Origin of the sequence: Halomonas cupida, from assembly GCF_900142755.1 — a bacterium.
Taxonomy (GTDB): domain Bacteria; phylum Pseudomonadota; class Gammaproteobacteria; order Pseudomonadales; family Halomonadaceae; genus Halomonas; species Halomonas cupida.
The window spans coordinates 164,341-183,460 of sequence record NZ_FRCA01000008.1 but is presented as its reverse complement, the minus strand read 5'-3'; the positions used below and the strand labels follow the sequence as shown (position 1 = coordinate 183,460).

The following is a 19,120-nucleotide window of genomic DNA, read 5'->3' as shown; positions in this document are numbered from 1 at the left end:
CTGAGCACTACCACTTTCCGGCGAGGGTACAGCTCTGCACCTTCTCTCGGACCATGGGGGGATGAATATGCGCTGGTTGATAGGCATGGTCTTGTTGGTGTTTTCGTTGTCGTCTGCTGCCGATGACGTGACCGGTGGGGTCTACATTGCCTCAAACAACGAAGATGAGAACTCCATCGTCGCCTGGCGACAACATGCCGATGGTAGCCTCTCGCCCGTGGGGGAGTATGGTACCGGTGGTGCTGGTACAGGAGATGCCAATGGCATCGATCCGCTTATATCATCCTATGGTCTATGGCGTTCATGGGATAACCGTTACCTGCTGGTGGTCAATATCGGGGATGGTACTGTCTCGTCGCTGCGTGTGCAGGATGATCTGTCATTGCAGTTGACCAGTGTGGTAGCGGCGGGCGGCAAGAAGCCCAACAGCATCGACTCCTGGCGTGATCTTGTCTATATCGCCAGCGTCGGGGATCGAGAAGATGGTACGGGGCCCGGCAACGTTGTCGGCTACAGACTTGGTGACCAAGGCCAACTGGAGAAGATTCCTGGTTCCATGAGACTGCTGACAGGAGAGCCTGCGAGTATCGAATTCACCGAGGATGGCAAGTATCTCATCGTTGCCGAGTTCAATACCGGAGTTATCCATTCCTGGGCCGTTCAGGGCGATGGACAACTGTCTGAGCAACCGGTCTCGAGTATCGATTCGCCGACCACCTCGGAGGAGCGGTTCTTTGCCCTACCCGTGGGCACAAAGCTGGTGACCCGGGAGGATGGCAGCAGTACCTTTCTGGTTACCGAGACACGCTATGTCACTCAGGATTTTCAGTTCCACCCTTCCTCCGAGGAAAGCAGGGCGAAGTATCCGTTCCTGCAGGAGCACGAAAGCCAGACCGGGTCGATGACCTCCTACAACGTCGATGCACAGGGGCAGTTGTCGATCATTTCTCCTGATGTCATTACCGGTGACGATATCTGGGGCGGTCAGCAGGCGGCTTGCTGGGTGACCACATCGCGCAATGGCGAATATGCCTGGACGGCCAATTCGCACACCTCGAGTCTTTCAACCTTCCGGCTTGACCCACAGGACGGCAGTCTTGAGCTCGCTCAAGAGATCACCTTCCAGGCGGAAGACTACAACGAGTTCTTTCTGGATATGGATCTCAGTGCCGACGGTAACTATGTGAATATTCTCAGTGGCAATACCGGCAAGACATGGGTGTTCCGGATCAATCACGATAATGGTGATCTCGAAGTGGTCGGGGCCTGGCCGGGAGGCCCGCAGGTACATTCCTATGGTCTGGTAACGATCCCTCACTATCAGTGATGTCATTGGTAAAGGTGTTGTTGGCTGGCCACAGTCTGACTCGAGCGTTGGTTTGCCCGGAACATACTGATCAGGCCGTGCAACAGCACGGCCTGATCCGGTTCAGTGGCTGGTAGCGGTACGCCCGGCCAGGCGGATGAAGCGGATCGGTGGGCTCTTGGCGGAGCCTCGATTGCTGCGATCCAGGGCGGGCTGAGCGCGCCAACCACGATATAGTGCCCAGCGTTTCAGGGCATCGAGATTGAGGTGGGGGTGATGTTCGTCGCGAGGGTCGTATTGCGGGGCGGGAAAGGCGTGTGCGAGATGATCGTAGCGAGCGAGGGCGTGTTCACCGCCATGGGCGGCGAGAGCCTGATCCAGCGCAGACTGCCAGGCTCGGGTGTCGTGCTGAAGGCGTTGATTGGGGCTTGGCATATGGCCTCCTGAAACGGGTTTTCCAGCGTTGCCTTAGCGGGTCATCATTCCTTGCAGATATCTCTCGGTGACGTTGAACTCAGTGATGCCGAATTGTTGTATGAGACACCTCCTTCCGGTTATGGGTTCAAGCGGTCAACCTCTACCGGTGCATGCACCTCGATGGCTGCCGGCACGGCACTGACATGATCGACAGTGCCGTGCTGTATCAAGCGGAGCCAGTCTGACGTCGGCGTTCTCGGCCTGGTGTCAAATCTGGCTCATCGCAACTCAATCCCAGCTCAGTGCGCCGCCAACCTGATACTCGGTCACGCGGGTCTCGAAGAAGTTCTTTTCCTTGCGCAGGTCGATGATCTCGCTCATCCACGGGAAGGGGTTCTGCGCGCCAGGGAACTGTTCCTTCAGGCCGATCTGGGCCAGACGACGGTTACAGATGAAGTGCAGGTACTCTTCCATGATGGCGGCGTTCATGCCCAGCACTCCGCGCGGCATGGTGTCTCGTGCATAGGCGATCTCGAGTTCGGTGCCTTCGAGAATCATCTGGGTGCACTCGTCCTGGAATTCAGGCGTCCACAGGTGCGGATTCTCGATCTTGATCTGGTTGATCATGTCGACACCGAAGTTCAGGTGCATGGACTCGTCGCGCAGGATGTACTGGAACTGCTCGGCGACGCCGGTCATCTTGTTGCGACGGCCCATGGAGAGAATCTGGCTGAAGCCGCAGTAGAAGAAGATGCCTTCGGTGACGCAGTAGAAGGCGACCAGGTTGCGCAGCAGTTCCTGGTCGGTCTCGGTGGTGCCGGTGTTGAAGTCAGCACGGGCCAGCGACTGGGTGTGTTTGAGACTCCAGGCGGACTTGGCGGCCACCGAGGGCACTTCGCGGTACATGTTGAAGACAGCGCCTTCGTCCATGGCCAGCGATTCCACGCAGTACTGGTAAGCGTGGGTATGGATAGCCTCCTCGAAGGCCTGACGCAGCAGGTACTGACGGCATTCGGGGTTGGTGATCAGGCGGTAGAGAGCCAGCACCAGGTTGTTGGCCACCAGCGAATCTGCAGTGGAGAAGTAGCCCAGTGACCGCTCGACGATACGTCGCTCGTCTGCGGTCAAGCCGTCCTGGCTCTTCCACAGCGCAATGTCGGCGTTCATGTTCACTTCCTGGGGCATCCAGTGGTTGGCACTGCCATCCAGGTACTTCTGCCACGCCCACTCGTACTTGAATGGCACCAACTGGTTGAGATCGGCGCGAGCGTTGATCATCTGCTTGTCGTCGACCTCGATGCGGGCGGCCCCCATCTCGAGTTCCTCGAGGCCAGCGGCGACATCAAGCTCTTCGAGCGACTTGCGTGCGCGGGCAACACGGTCCTCATCAGCGACCTTGTACTGTCCGGCACTTTCACTGACCGCGGGCTCGGCTTGCGGTTCGGGCTGGGAGACAGGAGTCTGAGGCTTTGAGCTCGGCACCTCAGCGGTGGTGGTTTCGTCGTCGTGGAACTCGTCCCAGTTCAGCATGCGAATAACTCCGGTTGATGATGGCTTCGAGCTTCGAGCTTCGAGCTTCGAGCTTCGAGCTTCGAGAAGCCTCATTGCAGTTCTGTGTGCTGGCGGCTCGGCAAGCCGTGCCGCCCTCGCTGTTCTTGATTACTGGCAGGCCTCGCAGCCCAGTTCGTCGATCTCACTCGCGGACGGTGGGCGCTGGCCGCCCTTGCCTGTCAGGAAGTCTTCGATGCCACGCGGCTCGGGCTTCGAGGGCTCCGTTGTCGGCGCAGGGGCTGCCTCCGGTGCCGAACCATTGCTGACTGCATTGAGCTTGCCGCGGTTTACGGTGGACTTCTCGACTGACGTGGCACCCAGAGCACGCAGGTAATAGGTGGTCTTGAGACCACGGAACCACGCCATGCGGTAGGTCACGTCGAGCTTCTTGCCTGAGACGCCCTGGATGTAAAGGTTCAGCGACTGCGCCTGATCGATCCACTTCTGGCGACGCGAGGCGGCCTCGACCAGCCACTTCGGCTCGACTTCAAAGGCGGTCGCATAGCGCGCCTTGAGGTCTTCCGGGATACGGTCGATGGGCTGCACACTACCGTCGTAGTACTTGAGGTCATTGATCATGACCTCGTCCCACAGGCCGCGCTCCTTGAGGTCGTTGACCATGAACGCATTGACCACGGTGAACTCACCGGACAGGTTCGATTTGACGAACAGGTTCTGATAGGTCGGTTCGATCGACTGAGTGACGCCACAGATATTGGAGATGGTGGCGGTGGGAGCGATAGCCATCACATTGGAGTTACGCATGCCCTGTTCACGCACCTTGTTGCGGATGCGGTCCCAGTCCTGGGTCTGACTGGTGTCGACCTCGATGTATTGCTCGCCGCGCTCGGCCTTGAGCTTCTCGATGGAGTCGATGGGCAGTACGCCCTGGCTCCACAGCGAACCTTCGAAGCTCTCGTAGCGGCCGCGCTCGGCGGCGAGATCACTGGATGCCTCGATGGCGTGGTAGCTGACCAGCTCCATGGACTCATCGGCGAAGACCACAGCCTCGTCGCTGGCGTAGGCGATGCCCTGGGCGTAGAGCGCATCCTGGAAGCCCATGATGCCGAGGCCCACCGGGCGGTGCTTGAAGTTCGAGTTCTTCGCCTGGGGCACCGCGTAGTAGTTGATGTCGATGACGTTATCCAGCATACGCACGGCAGTACGTACGCTCTTCTTGAGCTTGTCGCCATCGAGCTTGCCGTCGACCACATGCTGGGCAAGGTTGATTGAGCCGAGGTTGCACACCGCGATCTCGTCGACACTGGTGTTGAGTGTGATTTCGGTGCACAGGTTGGAGCTGTGCACCACACCGGCGTGGCTCTGCGGACTGCGGATGTTGCACGGATCCTTGAAGGTGATCCAGGGGTGGCCGGTCTCGAACAGCATCGACAGCATCTTGCGCCACAGATCACGGGCCTTGAGGCGCTTGAACAGCTTGAGCTGGCCGTTGCGGGTCATCTCCTCGTATTCGCTGTAGCGCTTCTCGAAGGCCACTCCATAGAGATCATGCAGATCCGGGCAGGTGGAGGGTGAGAACAGCGTCCACTCACCATCATCGAATACCCGCTTCATGAACAGGTCTGGCACCCAGTTGGCAGTGTTCATGTCGTGGGTACGGCGACGGTCGTCGCCCGTGTTCTTGCGCAGGTCGAGGAACTCCTCGACGTCCAGGTGCCAGGTCTCCAGATAGGCACAGACCGCCCCCTTGCGCTTGCCACCCTGGTTGACGGCCACGGCGGTGTCGTTGACCACCTTGAGGAACGGTACCACCCCCTGAGACTTGCCATTGGTGCCCTTGATCCAGGAGCCCAGGGCACGAACCGGTGTCCAGTCATTCCCCAGACCACCGGCCCACTTGGAGAGCATGGCGTTGTCGCGAATCGCGCTGTAGATCTGGTCGAGGTCGTCGGGCACGGTGGTGAGGTAGCAGCTGGATAGCTGGCTACGCAGAGTGCCGGCATTGAACAGCGTTGGCGTCGAGGACATGTAGTCGAAGCTCGACAGCAACTCATAGAACTCGATGGCACGACCTTCGCGATCTTCCTCATTCAGCGCCAGACCCATGGCCACACGCATGAACATCACCTGGGGCAGTTCATAGCGGACATCGTCACGGTGGAGGAAGTAGCGGTCGTAGAGTGTCTGTAGACCGAGGTAGGTAAACTGGTTATCACGGCTGTGATCGAGCGCATCTGCCAGACGCTGGAGGTCGAAGTCGGCGAGCTGGGGATCCAGCTGCTCGAATTCGATGCCGCGCTCGATATAGGCCAGGAAGGCCGGCTTGTAGAGCTCAGCCATGTCGCCGTAGGTTGCATCCTCAGCGATACCGAGGAACGACAGCGCTTCGCGGCGCAGGTTGTCCTGCAGCAGGCGGGCGGTGACGTAGGTGTAATTGGGATCCTTCTCCACCAGGGTGCGTGCGGTCATCATCAGTGCCTGGGAGACACCATCGATGGTCACACCGTCGTAGAGATTCTTGAGCGAGTCTTGAACGATCCTGTTGGGATCGACGTGCTCCAGACCTTCACAGGCATCGAAGACCAGCGTTTCGACGCGGCCGAGATCCAGCGGTCGACGGTTGCCGTCGATACCGGTGACGTTCAGCGTCGGGTGAGGCTTCTGGATACCGCTGTCCTCACGCGCCCGAGCGTGTTCCTCACGGTACAGTACATAGGCGCGGGCGACCTTCTGCTCGCCACTGCGCATCAGGGCCAGCTCGACCTGGTCCTGGACATCCTCGATATGGATGGTGCCGCCATCCGGCATGCGGCGCGCGAAGGTGTTCAGAATGGCGTCCGAGGACTCCTTGACGAAGTCACGCACGCGGCTGGAGGTCGCGGCATTGTCTCCCTCGACGGCAATGAATGCCTTGCTCATGGCGACGGCAATCTTGCCAGCGTCAAACGGCACCACATCACCAGTGCGCTTGATCACACGTAGTGCCTGAGGTGCTGTGACGGACACGGACGTTTGGTCCGGAGATGCGAGGGTTTCCATGGCGCCGAGGCTCCCTTCCTGCTGATATCGGTGTGGAAATGTCGTGCGGAAATGTCGGTTGACAGTCAGTCGCGACAACTGCTAGAGACACATTATATGGTGTCTCTGGATATTTCGAACACAAGATAGTGTGGTTTTGTGGTGTCGGCAAGTGGATAAGTCTGTGGAAGAACTGTGGTGAAGCAGAGGGTAGAATGGCCGATGCGCTGGAAGAGCGGGGATGGGGCGGTTCGGATACTGCTTTAGTGGGGAGGAAGGCGAAAACGAAATTTTCGGGTATGCTTGGAAAATTGCCCAGGGCTTTGCTCGATCGCTCTGGCGTGGCAAATTTTTTCAAGAACGTGATTTCCTGCCAACTCAAAGGACTAGAGTGACTGTATGGAAGACCGCCAGGATCAACGTGCCCAGGATCATGTACTTATTATCGAGGATGACGAGCGCCTTGCTGGGTTGACGCGAGATTATCTCGAAGCCAATGGATTTCGTGTCACGATCGAGGAAGATGGTGCCAGAGGAGTCGAACGCATTCTCGCAATACAACCGGATCTGGTGATACTGGATCTGATGCTGCCCGGAGAGGATGGGTTATCGATCTGTCGACGGGTGCGCAGTGACTATCCGGGCCCGATCCTTATGCTGACGGCACGCACGGATGATATGGATCAGGTACTCGGGTTGGAGATGGGGGCGGATGACTACGTGCCCAAGCCAGTTCAGCCGCGAGTCCTCCTGGCTCGAATGCGCGCCTTGCTGAGACGTCTGGATGCCGCCGATAGCAGTGCTGATACACGCCTGGCCTTCCGCGATCTGGAGATCGACAATGCCACTCGCGAGGCATGGTTGCGAGGAGACCGTATCGATCTGACCAGCGCAGAGTTCGATCTACTGTGGTTGCTGGCCAGCCATGCTGGCCGTGTACTGACCCGTGAGGAAATATTCTCTCAACTGCGTGGGATACGGTATGACGGTCAGGATCGTTCGATCGACGTTCGTGTCTCGCGGATTCGTCCCAAGGTTGGCGACGACCCACATCATCCCCACCGCATCAAGACGGTGCGGAGTAAAGGATATCTGTTCGTAAAGGACAGCTGATCTGATGCGCCGGACCCTGGCTGACAGCACTTTTCTGCGGGTATACGTCATGCTGGCGGCTACCCTGGTGCTGGCGCTCGGGGTGGCCATGTCTGGCCTGGCATTGGTCGACAAGGTGCGGCTTGAGCACTATCGCGAGAGTCTCGCAACAGCTCCGATGCTGCTGTTGACCGAGATGATCGAGGATATTCCCTCCGCTGAGCGTGACGCCTGGTTGAAGGAACAGTCGATGGGGTTGGACATGTCCATGGAGCTGGTAGCCTTGGCCTCCCTGTCACCCGGCTATTTTTCGCGTATCCGCATGCAGCGCGGCGGTGTACTGGTCGATCAGGTCAGTGAGCACGGCTGGCGGTTCCGTCGTCTGATGCCTTCCGGCGATCAGGTGCTCCAGGTATCCATGGTCGGCATGACCGAACGTCAGTTACGTGGCCTGACGCGACTGGCGGGAGGCTGGTTGACGGCGGTCAAGGCTGGGGAGCGTCAGGTTCGCCTGGAGGGACTCGGAGAGGGCGCGTTGCCGATTGCCCTCAGTCGTGAGCCTCCGGAAGTCCTCGATGATCGCCAGTTGGAGCACCTTGCCCAGGGCGATGTCTTGATGCGTCTACTCCCTGAGCATTGGTCGGTGGTCATGTTCATGGAGTTACGACCTCCCGGTGAGCCGGTTTGTTGGCTGACAGTTGGCCCGTTGGCGGCATACGAAACCATGCCGCCAGCGCTTCAGGCCTCGCTGCTGGTGGTGCTGATGGCGGTGCTGGCGGTGGTTATCTACTTGATTGTACGGGGCATCGAGGCGCGTATGGCACGTCTCGAGATGGCGGCGACGCGTCTGGCCAATGGCCGCCTCGAAACGCGAGTCAAGGTCGAGAGCGGCGACTTCCTGGGCCGAGTGGGTATGGCATTCAATGGAATGGCCTCGCAGGTACAGTCGTTGTTGCGTGCTCAGCAGGACATGATCCGGGCCGTATCCCATGAGCTGCGTACTCCGGTGGCACGTATACGCTTTGCGGTGCAGATGGTCGAGGACATGTCTGAAGATCCGCTGGTTCGCCGTCAGTTGCAGGGTGTGGATAGCGATATCGACGAACTTGATGATCTGATCGATGAAATTCTCACCTATGCGCGGCTCGACAGTGAAAGCATCAATGGTGTGGATACACTGCCGGCACCGCTGGAGTTGCGTGAAATCTGTGAACGGGTCATCGATGCCTTGATGCCGTTGCACGGTAATCTCGATGTGCACCTGGTGGACGGTGACGAGATCGAGATCAACGCCGATGCACGCTATCTACAGCGTGCGGTCCAGAATTTGGTGGGCAATGCCTGTCGCCATGCTCACCAGCAGGTGACAGTCAGTCTGCATGCTGAAGCGCGTCTGGTCCGTCTGGACGTCGAGGATGATGGTGACGGCGTACCACCGGAATCCCGTCAGGATATCTTCAAGCCCTTTGCGCGCCTCGATGACAGCCGTGCCAGGCGTTCCGGCGGTTATGGCCTCGGACTGTCGATCGTGCAGAAGGTCATGGCCTGGCATGGAGGTAGCGTCACCGTTGATGAAAGTCCCACTCTGCATGGCGCGCGCTTCTCGCTGATACTGCCGCGGAGGCCGTAACTGCAGCAGCGGGCTACGAGCTGCGAGTCACGAGCAGCTATGAGACAGAGCTGGGTTATGCATCTGGAATCCGAACACCGCTTCTGGTACTGCTTCATCATTGCTGCGCTGGGTAGCTCGCCGACCCTTATCCGACAGTGACAACATCAACAGCAGGCCGGTATGGAGCGCGGAGGGCATCTCGGTGTCCGTTCCGGTTACGGCAAAATATAGCACTTTGCTATTTAAAGCATTGTGCTATATTCTGATTGTGATGGTACAGGGACGCGTGTATGCACATCATTACCCAGAAGCGCATTTGGGAAGCCAGGGAACGGTGGCCACAGGCTGCCGGCGCGCTTGATGCGTGGTATCGCATCATGAAGGCAAGCGAGCCCGATGACTTTGCTGCCATGAAGAGCATTTTTCCTGCTACCGACAAGGTCGGGCGTCATCATGTATTCGATATAGGCGGCAATAAGATCAGATTAATTGCAATCGTTCACTATCGGGGCAAGCGTGTCTATATCCGTGACATCCTTGATCACAAAGCGTATGACAAGGGCAAATGGAAGGAGTGACTCATGAATGCCATCCTTGACCAGGCTGCCATGCACTGGACACATGTTGCTCCCCTGCTTTCGGAACCTCGTGACGAGGCTGAGTATGATGCCAAGGTAGAAGCATTGGATGACCTTCTGGACATGATCGGTGATGATGAAAATCATCCACTGACGAGTCTTGCTGCGCGTCTGGGAGATGTCATCGAAGCCTACGATGAAGCGCATCGGGCCATGCCTGAGGTCTCTGGCGTTGATGTCCTGCGCTATCTCATGGCAGAGCACGGTCTCAGCCAGAGGGATCTGCCTGAAGTGGGGGCCCAGTCGGTGGTGTCTGCCATTCTCTCCGGCAAACGTTCCCTGAACTGGCGGCAGATCTGTGAAATCTCCACGCGCTTTCGCGTGCCGACGGATGTGTTCAGGGATCGCCGGGCGTAATGGCTGCACTGGACAGTTGCTCGGCGCTCGCGGACTCGCAGCTCGTTGCTGCCTCTGGCCATCAGGCCGGCTTGATCCCCTCCAGTACGGCAAAGGATGTTTCCCGTGCAGTGCGCAGAAAGTCCGCCATCCAGGGAGCGTCTCGCTGCTCATCGCGGATCGCGGCGAACAGCGTGCTCCACACACCTTCCTCGCCCAGTGCCACCGCCTTGACGTAGTCACGCTCCAGATATTCGGTCAACGCCCAGTTGGGCAGGGAGCAGACGCCACGTCCACTGGCGACCAGCTGCATCATCATGATCGTCAGTTCGGCCGTGCGGATCTCTTTGGGTGACACGCCAGCGGGTTCGAGGAACTGAGTAAATACGTCCAGTCGCGAATGCTCGACCGGATAGGTGATCAATGTTTGATCGGCGAGCTGTTCGGGCTCGATGAAGGCACGGCCTGCCAGTGGGTGCTGGCGTGCCACGGCCAGCAATCCCTCGTAGCGGAACAGTGGCTCATAATGGACACCATTGAGGGGCTGAGGGTCGGCGGTAATGACCAGGTCGAGTTGCTCACGGGCCAGTGCTGGTAGCGGATCGAAGTGATGGCCACCGGGAATGTCGATCTCGACCTCCGGCCAGTGGTCACGGAAGTGGTCGACGGTGGGCATCAGCCACTGGAAGCAGCTGTGGCATTCGATGGCCATATGCAACCGTCCCTGCTCGTTGCCGACCAGGCGCGCGAGGTCACGCTCTGCCATACGTACCTGGGGCAGCACCTGTTCTGCGAGCTGCAACAGACGCAGCCCGGCGCGGGTGAACTCCACCGGACGTGTCTTGCGCAGGAACAGCGGGCTGCCGAGACGCTCTTCAAGATCCTTGAGCTGATGCGATAGGGCCGATTGGGTCAGGTGCACGCGCTCGGCCGCTTCGACGAGAGATCCTGCGTCGCGTAAGGCGATCAGTGTGCGCAAGTGGCGGAATTCAAGCATTCTGTTGAACCGTTTTCATGTTGAGTATTAGTAAGTTTAGTTTGATTCACCACCTCATGGCCAGAGACACTCTGTTGCATCATTCATGGTCAATAGGCTTCAACATGACTATCTCTCATATTTGTGGTTATCCGCGTATCGGCGATGACCGTCAGCTCAAGCGTGCCACTGAAGCCTACTGGCAGGGCGATATGTCTCGCAGTGAGCTGGAGGAGGTCGGGCGTGAGCTGCGTCGCGAGAACTGGCAGATACAGCGGCAGTCGGGACTGGATCTGGTAACCGTTGGTGACTTTGCCTTCTATGACCAGGTACTCAATACTTCACTGCTGCTGGGTGTGGTGCCGGAACGCTTCAACGCCGAGGATGAAATCGCTCGGGGTGAGATCGACCTCGATACCACCTTCCGCATGGCTCGTGGTCGCGCACCCAGCGGCCAGCCGGCGGCTGCCTGCGAGATGACCAAGTATTTCGATACCAACTACCACTATCTGGTGCCGGAATTGCACGCTGATCAGCATTTCCGCCTGGCCAGTACCCGCCTGTTTTCCGAGGTGGAAGAGGCCCGTGCCGATGGGCATGCCGTCAAGGTCGTGCTGACCGGGCCCTTGAGCTGGCTATGGCTCGGCAAGGAGCGTGCGGGAGAGTCGCTGGATCGCCTGAGCCTGCTGGATGGCGTGTTGGATGTCTATGCCGAAGTTCTGCAGCGCCTGGCGGCTCAGGGAGTGGAGTGGGTGCAACTCGACGAGCCGGCCCTGGCGCTGGACCTGCCAGGCAACTGGAAGGCCGCCTATGAACGTGCCTACTTCCGTCTCCAGGCGACACCGGTCAAGCTGCTCGTGGCGGCGTACTTTGGTGCTCTCGGCGATAACCTGTCGCTGGCTCTGGGCTTGCCGGTGGATGGCCTGCATGTGGATGCTGTCCGTGCGCCGGGAGAAGTTGATCTGCTGGTTGATCGCTTGCTGCCACACAAGGTGCTGTCCGTCGGGGCCATCGATGGTCGCAATATCTGGCGCACCGACCTCGCCGAGGTGCGTGATCGCCTGACCTCCGTAGCACAGCGGCTGGGAGATCGACTGTGGATTGCGCCGAGCTGCTCTCTGTTGCACGTCCCGGTGGACCTGGCGCGAGAGACTGAGCTGGATGCCGAGCTCAAGAGCTGGCTGGCCTTTGCGCGGCAGAAGCTGGACGAGACAGTGACCCTGGCTCGTCTGCTGGGAGGCCGTGCCACCGACGAGGACGAAAGTCGTCTGCAGGCATCGACCACGGCACTGGCCTCGCGTCGTACTTCCCCGCGCATCCATCGGCCTGAGGTTGCCGAGCGCCTTGCTGGCCTGACCGCTGCCGATAGTCAGCGAGCCAGTCGGTACCCTCGACGTGCCGAGGCACAGCGCCGCGTGTTGGGGCTGCCATTGTTCCCGACCACCACCATCGGCTCCTTTCCGCAGACCGTGGAGATCCGAGCGGCGCGCCGACGCCATAGGGCCGGCGAGTTGTCGGAGGCTGACTATGCAGCGCAGATGAAGGCCGAGATCGCTGAAGCCGTGCGTGTGCAGGAAAAATTGGGGCTCGACATGCTGGTGCATGGTGAGGCCGAGCGTAACGACATGGTCGAGTATTTCGGCGAACAGCTCGATGGCTATGCCTTCACGCGATTCGGTTGGGTGCAGAGCTATGGCTCTCGCTGCGTCAAGCCGCCCATCCTGTACGGTGATGTATCACGGCCCAGGGCCATGACGGTTACCTGGAGCGCCTATGCCCAGTCGCTGACCGCTGCGCCGATGAAAGGCATGCTCACCGGCCCGGTGACCATGCTGCAATGGGCGTTTGTGCGTGATGACCAGGCCCGTGCGGTGACCTGTCGACAGGTCGCCCTGGCGCTGCGCGACGAAGTCCGAGACCTGGAGCAGGCCGGTATCCGTGCCATCCAGATCGATGAGCCGGCGCTGCGCGAAGGGTTGCCTCTACGCCGCAGCGAATGGGCGGGCTATCTGAACTGGGCCGTGGAAGCCTTCCGTCTGTCGTCCTCCGGTGTGTCTGATACCACCCAGATCCATACCCATATGTGCTATTCGGAGTTCAATGACATCATCAATGCTATTGCCGCCCTGGATGCTGATGTCATCACCATCGAGACTTCGCGTTCCAACATGGAGCTGCTCGATGCCTTCCGTGATTTCGACTATCCCAACGAGATCGGTCCGGGCGTCTATGACATCCACTCGCCAAACCTGCCGGATATCGACTGGATGGTCGCACTGATGGAGAAGGCCGCTGAGCGCATCTCGCTGGAGCGTCTGTGGGTCAATCCGGATTGTGGTCTCAAGACTCGCCATTGGGAGGAGGTGAGGCCGGCACTGGCCAATATGGTCGAGGCAGCGAAGGTGTTGCGGCGCCGTCATGCTTGAGCGAATCGCGCACTGGCCCTGGTGCTATTAACATGGCAATCAAATAGCTCATCCTGATTGATTTGATTTTCGTCCGCACCCCACTGGCGCAGATGCGCGGATCTGGTGGTGTGGTGCGGTCTCGCGTCGGCCTGATGGCCGACGGCGGCACGTCCCTGTGCCGCCATTCACCCAACATGAAAGCATGCCGGGTTAATAACGGCGGAACTGCTGGCAAGTCGATGTAATATAAGGTAAACGGTATTGGGTAGAGCGTTCCGCTACCCATCGTCTTGCCAAATCAGGAGTCAGCCATGTCGCGATTCACGCTTTCTGCCCGGGGTTATGCAACGGCCACGGTGTTGTTCGGGGCCCTCTGGTTGGGTGGGTGTGCCACGAACACCACCCCGGTGCTTGTGGAGAGCGAGGACTCCAATGCACAGATTGGTGACCAGAGTAAGGCTCCATACTTGCCGTCATCGCTTTTTGTCGGCAGCGCCGGGGAATTTGTCGGCTGGCGTTGCACACCCTCTCAGGACATGGTGACTGCGGCTCAGCAGGACTCGCTGCGCCTGTGGTCCTCCCAGAGTGCCGCGGAGCTACCGCAGTCGGTAGTGGCCAGCGGTACTCGCTATCAGCAGGGGAATCTCAGTGTGTGGCTCAAGGGGGATGAGGGGGTTGTCGAGAGCGAACGAGGGCGCCTCGAGTGTGAGGCGGTTACGCGCCGTGACTCGCTGCGTCGCTCCGACAAGCCAGGGGTGATGTTCTATGCGCGCGGCAATGAACCCGGTTGGTCGGTGGAACTGGCCAACGACGTGCCGCGTATCAAGATGTCGCTGGACTATGGCGAGCGTCAGGTGGACGTGCCCTATCGCGTGACCACGCTCGATAATGGGGTCGGACGGGTGATCCTTGCCAGTGGCCGCTCCGATGCCCCCTTCGAGTTGCGCATCGAAGCTGGAGCCTGTTTCGACGATATGTCCGGCACCCCCTGGCCGGCGAAGGTGACGATGAACGTCAATGGCCAGCAGTTGCGAGGCTGCGGGCAGGGCATTGCTCCCTGAACTGGTCACGATAAGCTACGAGCTACGAGCTACGAGCTACGAGCTACGGACCACGGGCCACGGGCCACGGGCCATACCTGGAGTGATAGCACCCATGGCTCGTGGCGTACTGCTGATGCAGTATTTTCGATTATATCGAACGTGGTATGCAGATATTTGCGCTTTTCGTCGAAAAAATAGCACATAGAATGTCGTACATCAGCCTGACTCACTCTCAAGGAGATTCTGATGTCCGACTCAACTCGTGTGCTCGTGGTCACTTCCTCGATTCTCGGTACCCATGGCCAGTCCCTCGGTCTGGCGCAGTCCTTCCAGCGTGCAGCGGAGCAGCGCGAAGGCGTATCACTGACATTACGCGATGTGGTGGCCGATGACCTACCGCATCTTGGCCTGGAGGAGCTGTCCAGCTGGCAGGTGCCTGAGGAGGAGCGTAGTGCTGCTCAGCGTGAATTGGCGGCTCGCTCGGATGACTTGATCTCCGAAGTGCTCGATCACGATGTCATCGTGCTGGCGGTTCCGATGTACAACCTGGGAATTCCTTCCCAGCTCAAGGCCTGGTTCGACCGTGTACTGCGCGCAGGCAGAACCTTCCGTTATACCGAGAACGGTCCGGTTGGTCTGGTGGAAGGCAAGCGTGCGATTCTGTTGGGGGCGCGAGGTGGCAAGTACGCCGGTACCCCGATGGACTCCCAGACACCACATATCTCCCATATGCTGGGACTGATGGGCATCTCGCAGCTCGACAGTGTGTTTGCCGAAGGCCTGAACATGGGTGATGACGCCAAGGAAGCGGCACTTACCGAAGCTCATCAACAGATCGAGACGCTGGTCAAAGCGCTGTAGTTCGGCGGAAAACCACCATGGCGCCCGTACCTCAATGAGGTCGGGCGTCTGTGCATTCAGCAGGTATCTCCGAGCGGAAGCGAGGCGCGATCAGCTCACTGATGCAGAGCGGCGGCGTCGGCGAAGTCAGTCGCTGGAAGAGTCTCGCCAGAGAGCTGCGTTGCCCTTCCTCGGAAATCTGTTGGGTCGGTACCAGGGAGAGCCACTCCGTGGTGGCATCGGTACGCTCCGCAATGGCAAAGCGGAAGGGATGGTAGCCGGGGAATCCCAGACGCAGGTCCGTGGCCATCAGCCACTGATGCCCCTGGTGATACATGATGTCATAGCTCAGAAAGGGGCCAGCAAACCAGTTGAGACGCTGCCCCTTGGCGGTTGCCTGGGCAATGGGCTCGAGTTCGGCACCACGCTGGAATATCTCGATCACAGGGGGCGTATCCCCATCGAAGACACCAACAGTAGTCTCGGCATAACGGTTCTGGTCGATTGCCGTGACTCGCCACAGCAGGATGTTGAAGGGGGTTGGCTGTATCAGCCGAGGAGCCTGGTCGAGCTGGTGTTCAGCCAGTGCCGGGGTTACCCGGTCGTCGACCCAGCTGCGAATGCCCAGTGACATCAGTAGGTAGAGGCTTGAAAGGACCAGTGCCCAGCGAGCAGCGCGTTGGATGCCACCTTCGCTGCCCAATACCAGGCCGGCAATTACTCCCACCGCCAGCGGCAGGGTATAGAGAGGATCAATGATGAACACCAGCGGATTGGCGCTGGGACGGCTGACCGAGAGTGGCCACCACAGTTGAGTGCCATAGGTGGTCAGAGCATCGAGCAGTGGATGAGTGATCAGGCATAGCCAGAATAGCCACCACCACCGCGACAGACTGATGTCTCGAGCCGGGGCCAGGCGTCGGGTCAATAGCGCCAACAGGGTGGCCAGCGCACTGAGCACGAACAGCGAGTGACTGAAACCACGGTGATAGGTGACATTGGCCACGGCATCGCCATAGTCGATGACCACGTCGAGGTCCGGCAGCGTGCCCAGAGCGGCACCGATGACCAGTGACTTGCGGCCTAGACGTCGGCCCAGCACTGCTCCACCGATGGCGGCCCCGAGAGTAGCTTGCGTCAGCGAGTCCATGCGTGACTTTCTCCATACATGATGGCGGACTGGAGCATCAACGGTTTCTCAGCCAGGCAGGTCTGGCAGCCACAATGCGCTGTTGCACGGGACAGTCATCACGGTGAGCGCCGGGCAGATAGCCGGTGCTCATCAGAAATTCATTGACGATCTCCGGTCCGGTAAAGCGGAAGGTGCGCTTGAACAGCTTGACCCATTCGGCGTGTGTGCGAGGATGATGCGCCTCGATCCAGCCGGAGAAGCCTCCATGGCTGTCACGCATGTCGCGGATGACCTGGGCATTGTGGATGACGGCATCGACCTTGAGCCGGTTGCGAATGATGCCGGCGTCGTTGAGCAGGCGTTGGCGCTGTTTATCGCCATAGGCGGCCACCAGGTCGACATCGAAGTGGTCGAAGGCCAGGCGAAAGGCTGAGCGCTTCTTGAGCACGGTAAGCCAGGAAAGCCCCGCCTGGTTGATTTCCAGTACCAGCCGCTCGAACAGCTCGCTTTCGTCGCTGACCGGGAAGCCGTACTCGTGCTCATGGTAGGGCCCATGAAACGCATGGCCCGGGGCAGAGTCACAGTATTCGCTCATGCAGAGTATCCTTGTTCATTAATCGGCGGTCCTGAATCGGCAGTCCCGGGAATCATCCATGGCTGGTCGATTGTCATCCAATGGCGGCACTCTTTCTGTGACACCATGAACCTGCCTGTGTCGCCATGAACCCGGCAAGCGAACCGCCGGGTTACCCTTCAGCGTACCGGCCTTCATTGCCTGGTACGCTTGAAATCAACCACAAGGGCCGCAGATATTAACCCGGCATGCTTTCATGTTGGGTTAATGGCGGCACAGGGACGTGCCGTCGTCGGCCATCAGGCCGACGCGAGACCGCACCACACCAGCAGATCCACGCATCTGCGCCAGTGTGGTGCGGACGAAAATCAAATCGATCAGGATGAGCTATTTGATTGCCATGTTAATAGTGCCCACTGCCCCCTGACCAATAGGAGCCTTCTCCATGCAATTTCTTCACACCATGGTTCGTGTCAGCGACCTCGATGCCTCACTGCAGTTCTATTGCGACTTGCTGGGGTTGAAGGAAGTTCGTCGCAAGGAAAATGACAAGGGGCGCTTCACTCTGGTGTTCCTCGCAGCGCCTGAAGATGAGTCGCGCTCCAGCGAGTTGCAGGCACCGGAACTGGAGCTGACCTGGAACTGGGATCCGGAAGAGTATCAAGGTGGACGCAACTTTGGTCACCTGGCCTATCGCGTCGATGATATCTATGCCCTGTGCCAGAAGCTGCAGGATAATGGCGTCACCATCAACCGTCCCCCGCGCGACGGGCATATGGCCTTCGTGCGCAGCCCGGATGGCATCTCTGTGGAACTGCTGCAGAAGGGAGAGGCTCTCGAGCCTCAGGAACCCTGGGCATCAATGGAGAATACGGGTAGCTGGTAGTACCGGTAGCTGGGGTAGTACCGGTAGTCGGTAAAGCACCGATGGTTAACGCAGAAGCCGGTGACCGATTGCCGGTCACCGGCACTGCTCGCCACGCGAAGGCGTGGCGAGCCTTGACACCTCAGCTTGATGAGCCGCTGGCAGCGCCGGTGATGCCGCCTGCGGCAGCGGCGCGCCGGGCAATGTCGGCAACGCCTGCATCGTCGACGTTGAGGTCGCGGAAGGCACCCATGGCGCCCAGCAGAGCGGAACTCTCGTAGGGCACGAAGACGCGCTCGCCGTCACGGGCCATGTCCGGCAGCATGGAAATGTACGACTGGCCCAGCAGGTAGCCGATGACAGTGCGTGAGTTCTGTTCGCCTTCGCCCATCGAGCCCAGTACCAGCTCGATGGAGCGGCTTTCCCCCTGAGCCCGCAGGATGGCGGCTTCCTTGTCGCCCTGAGCGTTGAGTATGGCGGATTCCTTCTGTCCCTGAGCCTTGGCGATGGCTGCTGCCTTGTCACCTTCTGCTTCGGTGACCGTTGCGCGGCGGCGGCGCTCGGCGGACATCTGCAGGTGCATGGCCTCCTTGACCTCCTCGGGCATCTCGATGTCCTGGACCTCGATACGATTGATCGACACTCCCCACTTGGAGGCGGGTTCTTCCATCTGTTCCTTGATCAGCGCGTTGACCTCTGCGCGCGATTCGAAAATCCTGTCGAGCTCCATCTGACCGACCACTGAGCGCAATGTGGTCTTGGCGAGGACTTCCACCGCCTGACTCATATTCTCGATCTTGTAGACCGCATTGGCCGGGTCGATGATCTGGAAATAAATGGCGCCATCAATGCGCACGGTAACGTTGTCGGTAGTGACCACCGGCTGGGAGGGGAAGTCCATTACCGACTCACGGAGATCGATGCGCGTCTCGTGGGTCATCAGCGGAATGAATTCCGCACCGTGACGTTGGTAGCGCACCATCTTGATCGGGCGCGGCTTGTCGAGGAATGGAATGATGAAGTTTACGCCGCGCTGCAAAGTACGGTTGTAGGCACCGAGACGCTCGATGACCATCACTTCTGATTCCTGCACGATCACCAGCCCCTTGAATACCATGATCAGGGCGATCGCGGCGATTACCAGAGTGATGATGAGGCCAGGACTGAGGCCGAGAATAAAGGACATGATAAGAGCTCCCTACGATGAGGCGGTTGGTATGTGGGCAGCATCCTGTGCTACCCATGTCGAGTGATTCTGTTATTAACCCGGCATGCTTTCATGTTGGGTTAATGGCGGCACAGGGAAGTGCCGCCGTCGGCCATCAGGCCGACGCGAGACCGCGCCACACCA

18 protein-coding genes are annotated in these 19,120 nt (G+C 59.2%); 10 read left to right on the top strand and 8 right to left on the bottom strand.

Annotated elements, in window-relative coordinates:
* Positions 1 to 67: 67 nt before the first annotated feature.
* On the top strand, positions 68 to 1,327 hold the full coding sequence (locus BUE38_RS15055) for a lactonase family protein (protein ID WP_073436059.1): 1,260 nt from the start codon (positions 68 to 70) through the stop codon (positions 1,325 to 1,327).
* 102 nt (positions 1,328 to 1,429) lie between these two features.
* Here the strand turns inward: BUE38_RS15055 and BUE38_RS15050 are convergent, their stop codons facing one another.
* From BUE38_RS15050 to BUE38_RS15040, 3 genes are all read right to left on the bottom strand, one after another.
* Positions 1,430 to 1,741 (bottom strand): hypothetical protein, encoded by a 312-nt coding sequence (locus tag BUE38_RS15050; RefSeq protein WP_073436058.1) that lies wholly within the window; start codon positions 1,739 to 1,741, stop codon positions 1,430 to 1,432.
* Between the two features lie 270 nt (positions 1,742 to 2,011).
* Positions 2,012 to 3,253, bottom strand: a complete 1,242-nt coding sequence (locus BUE38_RS15045) for a ribonucleotide-diphosphate reductase subunit beta (RefSeq protein WP_073436057.1) — start codon at positions 3,251 to 3,253, stop codon at positions 2,012 to 2,014.
* 129 nt (positions 3,254 to 3,382) lie between these two features.
* Positions 3,383 to 6,274 (bottom strand): ribonucleoside-diphosphate reductase subunit alpha, encoded by a 2,892-nt coding sequence (locus BUE38_RS15040; protein WP_073436056.1) that lies wholly within the window; start codon positions 6,272 to 6,274, stop codon positions 3,383 to 3,385.
* Positions 6,275 to 6,468: 194 nt separating this feature from the next.
* Here BUE38_RS15040 and BUE38_RS15035 point away from each other — a divergent pair, with 194 nt between their 5' ends.
* From BUE38_RS15035 to BUE38_RS15015, 5 genes are all read left to right on the top strand, one after another.
* Positions 6,469 to 6,648 carry a hypothetical protein gene (locus BUE38_RS15035; RefSeq protein ID WP_073436055.1) on the top strand — a complete coding sequence of 60 codons (180 nt, stop codon included), beginning with the start codon at positions 6,469 to 6,471 and terminating at the stop codon, positions 6,646 to 6,648.
* Positions 6,649 to 6,652: 4 nt separating this feature from the next.
* Positions 6,653 to 7,366, top strand: a complete 714-nt coding sequence (locus tag BUE38_RS15030; RefSeq protein WP_073436054.1) for a winged helix-turn-helix domain-containing protein — start codon at positions 6,653 to 6,655, stop codon at positions 7,364 to 7,366.
* Positions 7,367 to 7,370: 4 nt separating this feature from the next.
* Positions 7,371 to 8,975 carry an ATP-binding protein gene (locus tag BUE38_RS15025; protein ID WP_073436053.1) on the top strand — a complete coding sequence of 535 codons (1,605 nt, stop codon included), beginning with the start codon at positions 7,371 to 7,373 and terminating at the stop codon, positions 8,973 to 8,975.
* A gap of 272 nt (positions 8,976 to 9,247) precedes the next feature.
* Entirely contained in the window at positions 9,248 to 9,535 is a 288-nt protein-coding gene (locus BUE38_RS15020; protein WP_073436052.1) for a type II toxin-antitoxin system HigB family toxin, read from the top strand.
* Between the two features lie 3 nt (positions 9,536 to 9,538).
* On the top strand, positions 9,539 to 9,952 hold the full coding sequence (locus BUE38_RS15015; protein WP_073436051.1) for a helix-turn-helix domain-containing protein: 414 nt from the start codon (positions 9,539 to 9,541) through the stop codon (positions 9,950 to 9,952).
* A gap of 61 nt (positions 9,953 to 10,013) precedes the next feature.
* On the opposite strand, the gene BUE38_RS15010 is transcribed toward BUE38_RS15015, so the two are convergent.
* Positions 10,014 to 10,928 carry a LysR family transcriptional regulator gene (locus BUE38_RS15010; protein WP_073436050.1) on the bottom strand — a complete coding sequence of 305 codons (915 nt, stop codon included), beginning with the start codon at positions 10,926 to 10,928 and terminating at the stop codon, positions 10,014 to 10,016.
* A gap of 104 nt (positions 10,929 to 11,032) precedes the next feature.
* On the opposite strand from BUE38_RS15010, the gene metE reads away from it, so the two are divergent.
* A complete protein-coding gene (gene metE, locus BUE38_RS15005) occupies positions 11,033 to 13,333 on the top strand; it encodes a 5-methyltetrahydropteroyltriglutamate--homocysteine S-methyltransferase (protein ID WP_073436129.1) in 2,301 nt (766 codons plus the stop codon).
* Here metE and BUE38_RS23000 read toward each other — a convergent pair.
* Positions 13,324 to 13,500: a hypothetical protein gene (locus BUE38_RS23000; RefSeq protein ID WP_159438897.1), complete on the bottom strand. Its 177-nt coding sequence runs from the start codon at positions 13,498 to 13,500 to the stop codon at positions 13,324 to 13,326. The genes metE and BUE38_RS23000 overlap by 10 nt on opposite strands.
* 126 nt (positions 13,501 to 13,626) lie before the next feature.
* On the opposite strand from BUE38_RS23000, the gene BUE38_RS15000 reads away from it, so the two are divergent.
* Positions 13,627 to 14,376: a COG3650 family protein gene (locus tag BUE38_RS15000; protein ID WP_073436049.1), complete on the top strand. Its 750-nt coding sequence runs from the start codon at positions 13,627 to 13,629 to the stop codon at positions 14,374 to 14,376.
* A 228-nt stretch (positions 14,377 to 14,604) separates the two neighbouring features.
* Positions 14,605 to 15,219: an FMN-dependent NADH-azoreductase gene (locus tag BUE38_RS14995; protein ID WP_073436048.1), complete on the top strand. Its 615-nt coding sequence runs from the start codon at positions 14,605 to 14,607 to the stop codon at positions 15,217 to 15,219.
* A 31-nt stretch (positions 15,220 to 15,250) separates the two neighbouring features.
* On the opposite strand, the gene BUE38_RS14990 is transcribed toward BUE38_RS14995, so the two are convergent.
* Positions 15,251 to 16,348 (bottom strand): metal-dependent hydrolase, encoded by a 1,098-nt coding sequence (locus BUE38_RS14990; protein WP_073436047.1) that lies wholly within the window; start codon positions 16,346 to 16,348, stop codon positions 15,251 to 15,253.
* Between the two features lie 37 nt (positions 16,349 to 16,385).
* Positions 16,386 to 16,925: a DNA-3-methyladenine glycosylase I gene (locus BUE38_RS14985; RefSeq protein ID WP_073436046.1), complete on the bottom strand. Its 540-nt coding sequence runs from the start codon at positions 16,923 to 16,925 to the stop codon at positions 16,386 to 16,388.
* 424 nt (positions 16,926 to 17,349) lie between these two features.
* Between BUE38_RS14985 and gloA the strand changes: the two genes are divergently transcribed.
* Complete coding sequence (gene gloA / locus BUE38_RS14980) at positions 17,350 to 17,790, top strand: lactoylglutathione lyase (RefSeq protein ID WP_073436045.1); 441 nt, start codon at positions 17,350 to 17,352, stop codon at positions 17,788 to 17,790.
* A 121-nt stretch (positions 17,791 to 17,911) separates the two neighbouring features.
* Here the strand turns inward: gloA and BUE38_RS14975 are convergent, their stop codons facing one another.
* A complete protein-coding gene (locus BUE38_RS14975) occupies positions 17,912 to 18,955 on the bottom strand; it encodes an SPFH domain-containing protein (protein ID WP_073436044.1) in 1,044 nt (347 codons plus the stop codon).
* Positions 18,956 to 19,120: the final 165 nt, after the last annotated feature.

Excerpts from the sequence above, each read along its gene's own strand:
- metE (WP_073436129.1), top strand. The coding sequence starts at position 11,033 with ATGACTATCTCTCATATTTGTGGTTATCCGCGTATCGGCGATGACCGT.
- BUE38_RS14995 (WP_073436048.1), top strand. The coding sequence starts at position 14,605 with ATGTCCGACTCAACTCGTGTGCTCGTGGTCACTTCCTCGATTCTCGGT.
- BUE38_RS15025 (WP_073436053.1), top strand. The coding sequence starts at position 7,371 with ATGCGCCGGACCCTGGCTGACAGCACTTTTCTGCGGGTATACGTCATG.
- BUE38_RS15035 (WP_073436055.1), top strand. The coding sequence starts at position 6,469 with ATGGCCGATGCGCTGGAAGAGCGGGGATGGGGCGGTTCGGATACTGCT.
- BUE38_RS14990 (WP_073436047.1), bottom strand. The coding sequence starts at position 16,348 with ATGGACTCGCTGACGCAAGCTACTCTCGGGGCCGCCATCGGTGGAGCA.
- BUE38_RS15055 (WP_073436059.1), top strand. The coding sequence starts at position 68 with ATGCGCTGGTTGATAGGCATGGTCTTGTTGGTGTTTTCGTTGTCGTCT.
- BUE38_RS15000 (WP_073436049.1), top strand. The coding sequence starts at position 13,627 with ATGTCGCGATTCACGCTTTCTGCCCGGGGTTATGCAACGGCCACGGTG.
- BUE38_RS15050 (WP_073436058.1), bottom strand. The coding sequence starts at position 1,741 with ATGCCAAGCCCCAATCAACGCCTTCAGCACGACACCCGAGCCTGGCAG.
- BUE38_RS14975 (WP_073436044.1), bottom strand. The coding sequence starts at position 18,955 with ATGTCCTTTATTCTCGGCCTCAGTCCTGGCCTCATCATCACTCTGGTA.
- BUE38_RS23000 (WP_159438897.1), bottom strand. The coding sequence starts at position 13,500 with ATGGCGGCACAGGGACGTGCCGCCGTCGGCCATCAGGCCGACGCGAGA.
- BUE38_RS15020 (WP_073436052.1), top strand. The coding sequence starts at position 9,248 with ATGCACATCATTACCCAGAAGCGCATTTGGGAAGCCAGGGAACGGTGG.
- BUE38_RS15015 (WP_073436051.1), top strand. The coding sequence starts at position 9,539 with ATGAATGCCATCCTTGACCAGGCTGCCATGCACTGGACACATGTTGCT.
- BUE38_RS15030 (WP_073436054.1), top strand. The coding sequence starts at position 6,653 with ATGGAAGACCGCCAGGATCAACGTGCCCAGGATCATGTACTTATTATC.
- BUE38_RS15010 (WP_073436050.1), bottom strand. The coding sequence starts at position 10,928 with ATGCTTGAATTCCGCCACTTGCGCACACTGATCGCCTTACGCGACGCA.
- BUE38_RS15040 (WP_073436056.1), bottom strand. The coding sequence starts at position 6,274 with ATGGAAACCCTCGCATCTCCGGACCAAACGTCCGTGTCCGTCACAGCA.
- gloA (WP_073436045.1), top strand. The coding sequence starts at position 17,350 with ATGCAATTTCTTCACACCATGGTTCGTGTCAGCGACCTCGATGCCTCA.
- BUE38_RS15045 (WP_073436057.1), bottom strand. The coding sequence starts at position 3,253 with ATGCTGAACTGGGACGAGTTCCACGACGACGAAACCACCACCGCTGAG.
- BUE38_RS14985 (WP_073436046.1), bottom strand. The coding sequence starts at position 16,925 with ATGAGCGAATACTGTGACTCTGCCCCGGGCCATGCGTTTCATGGGCCC.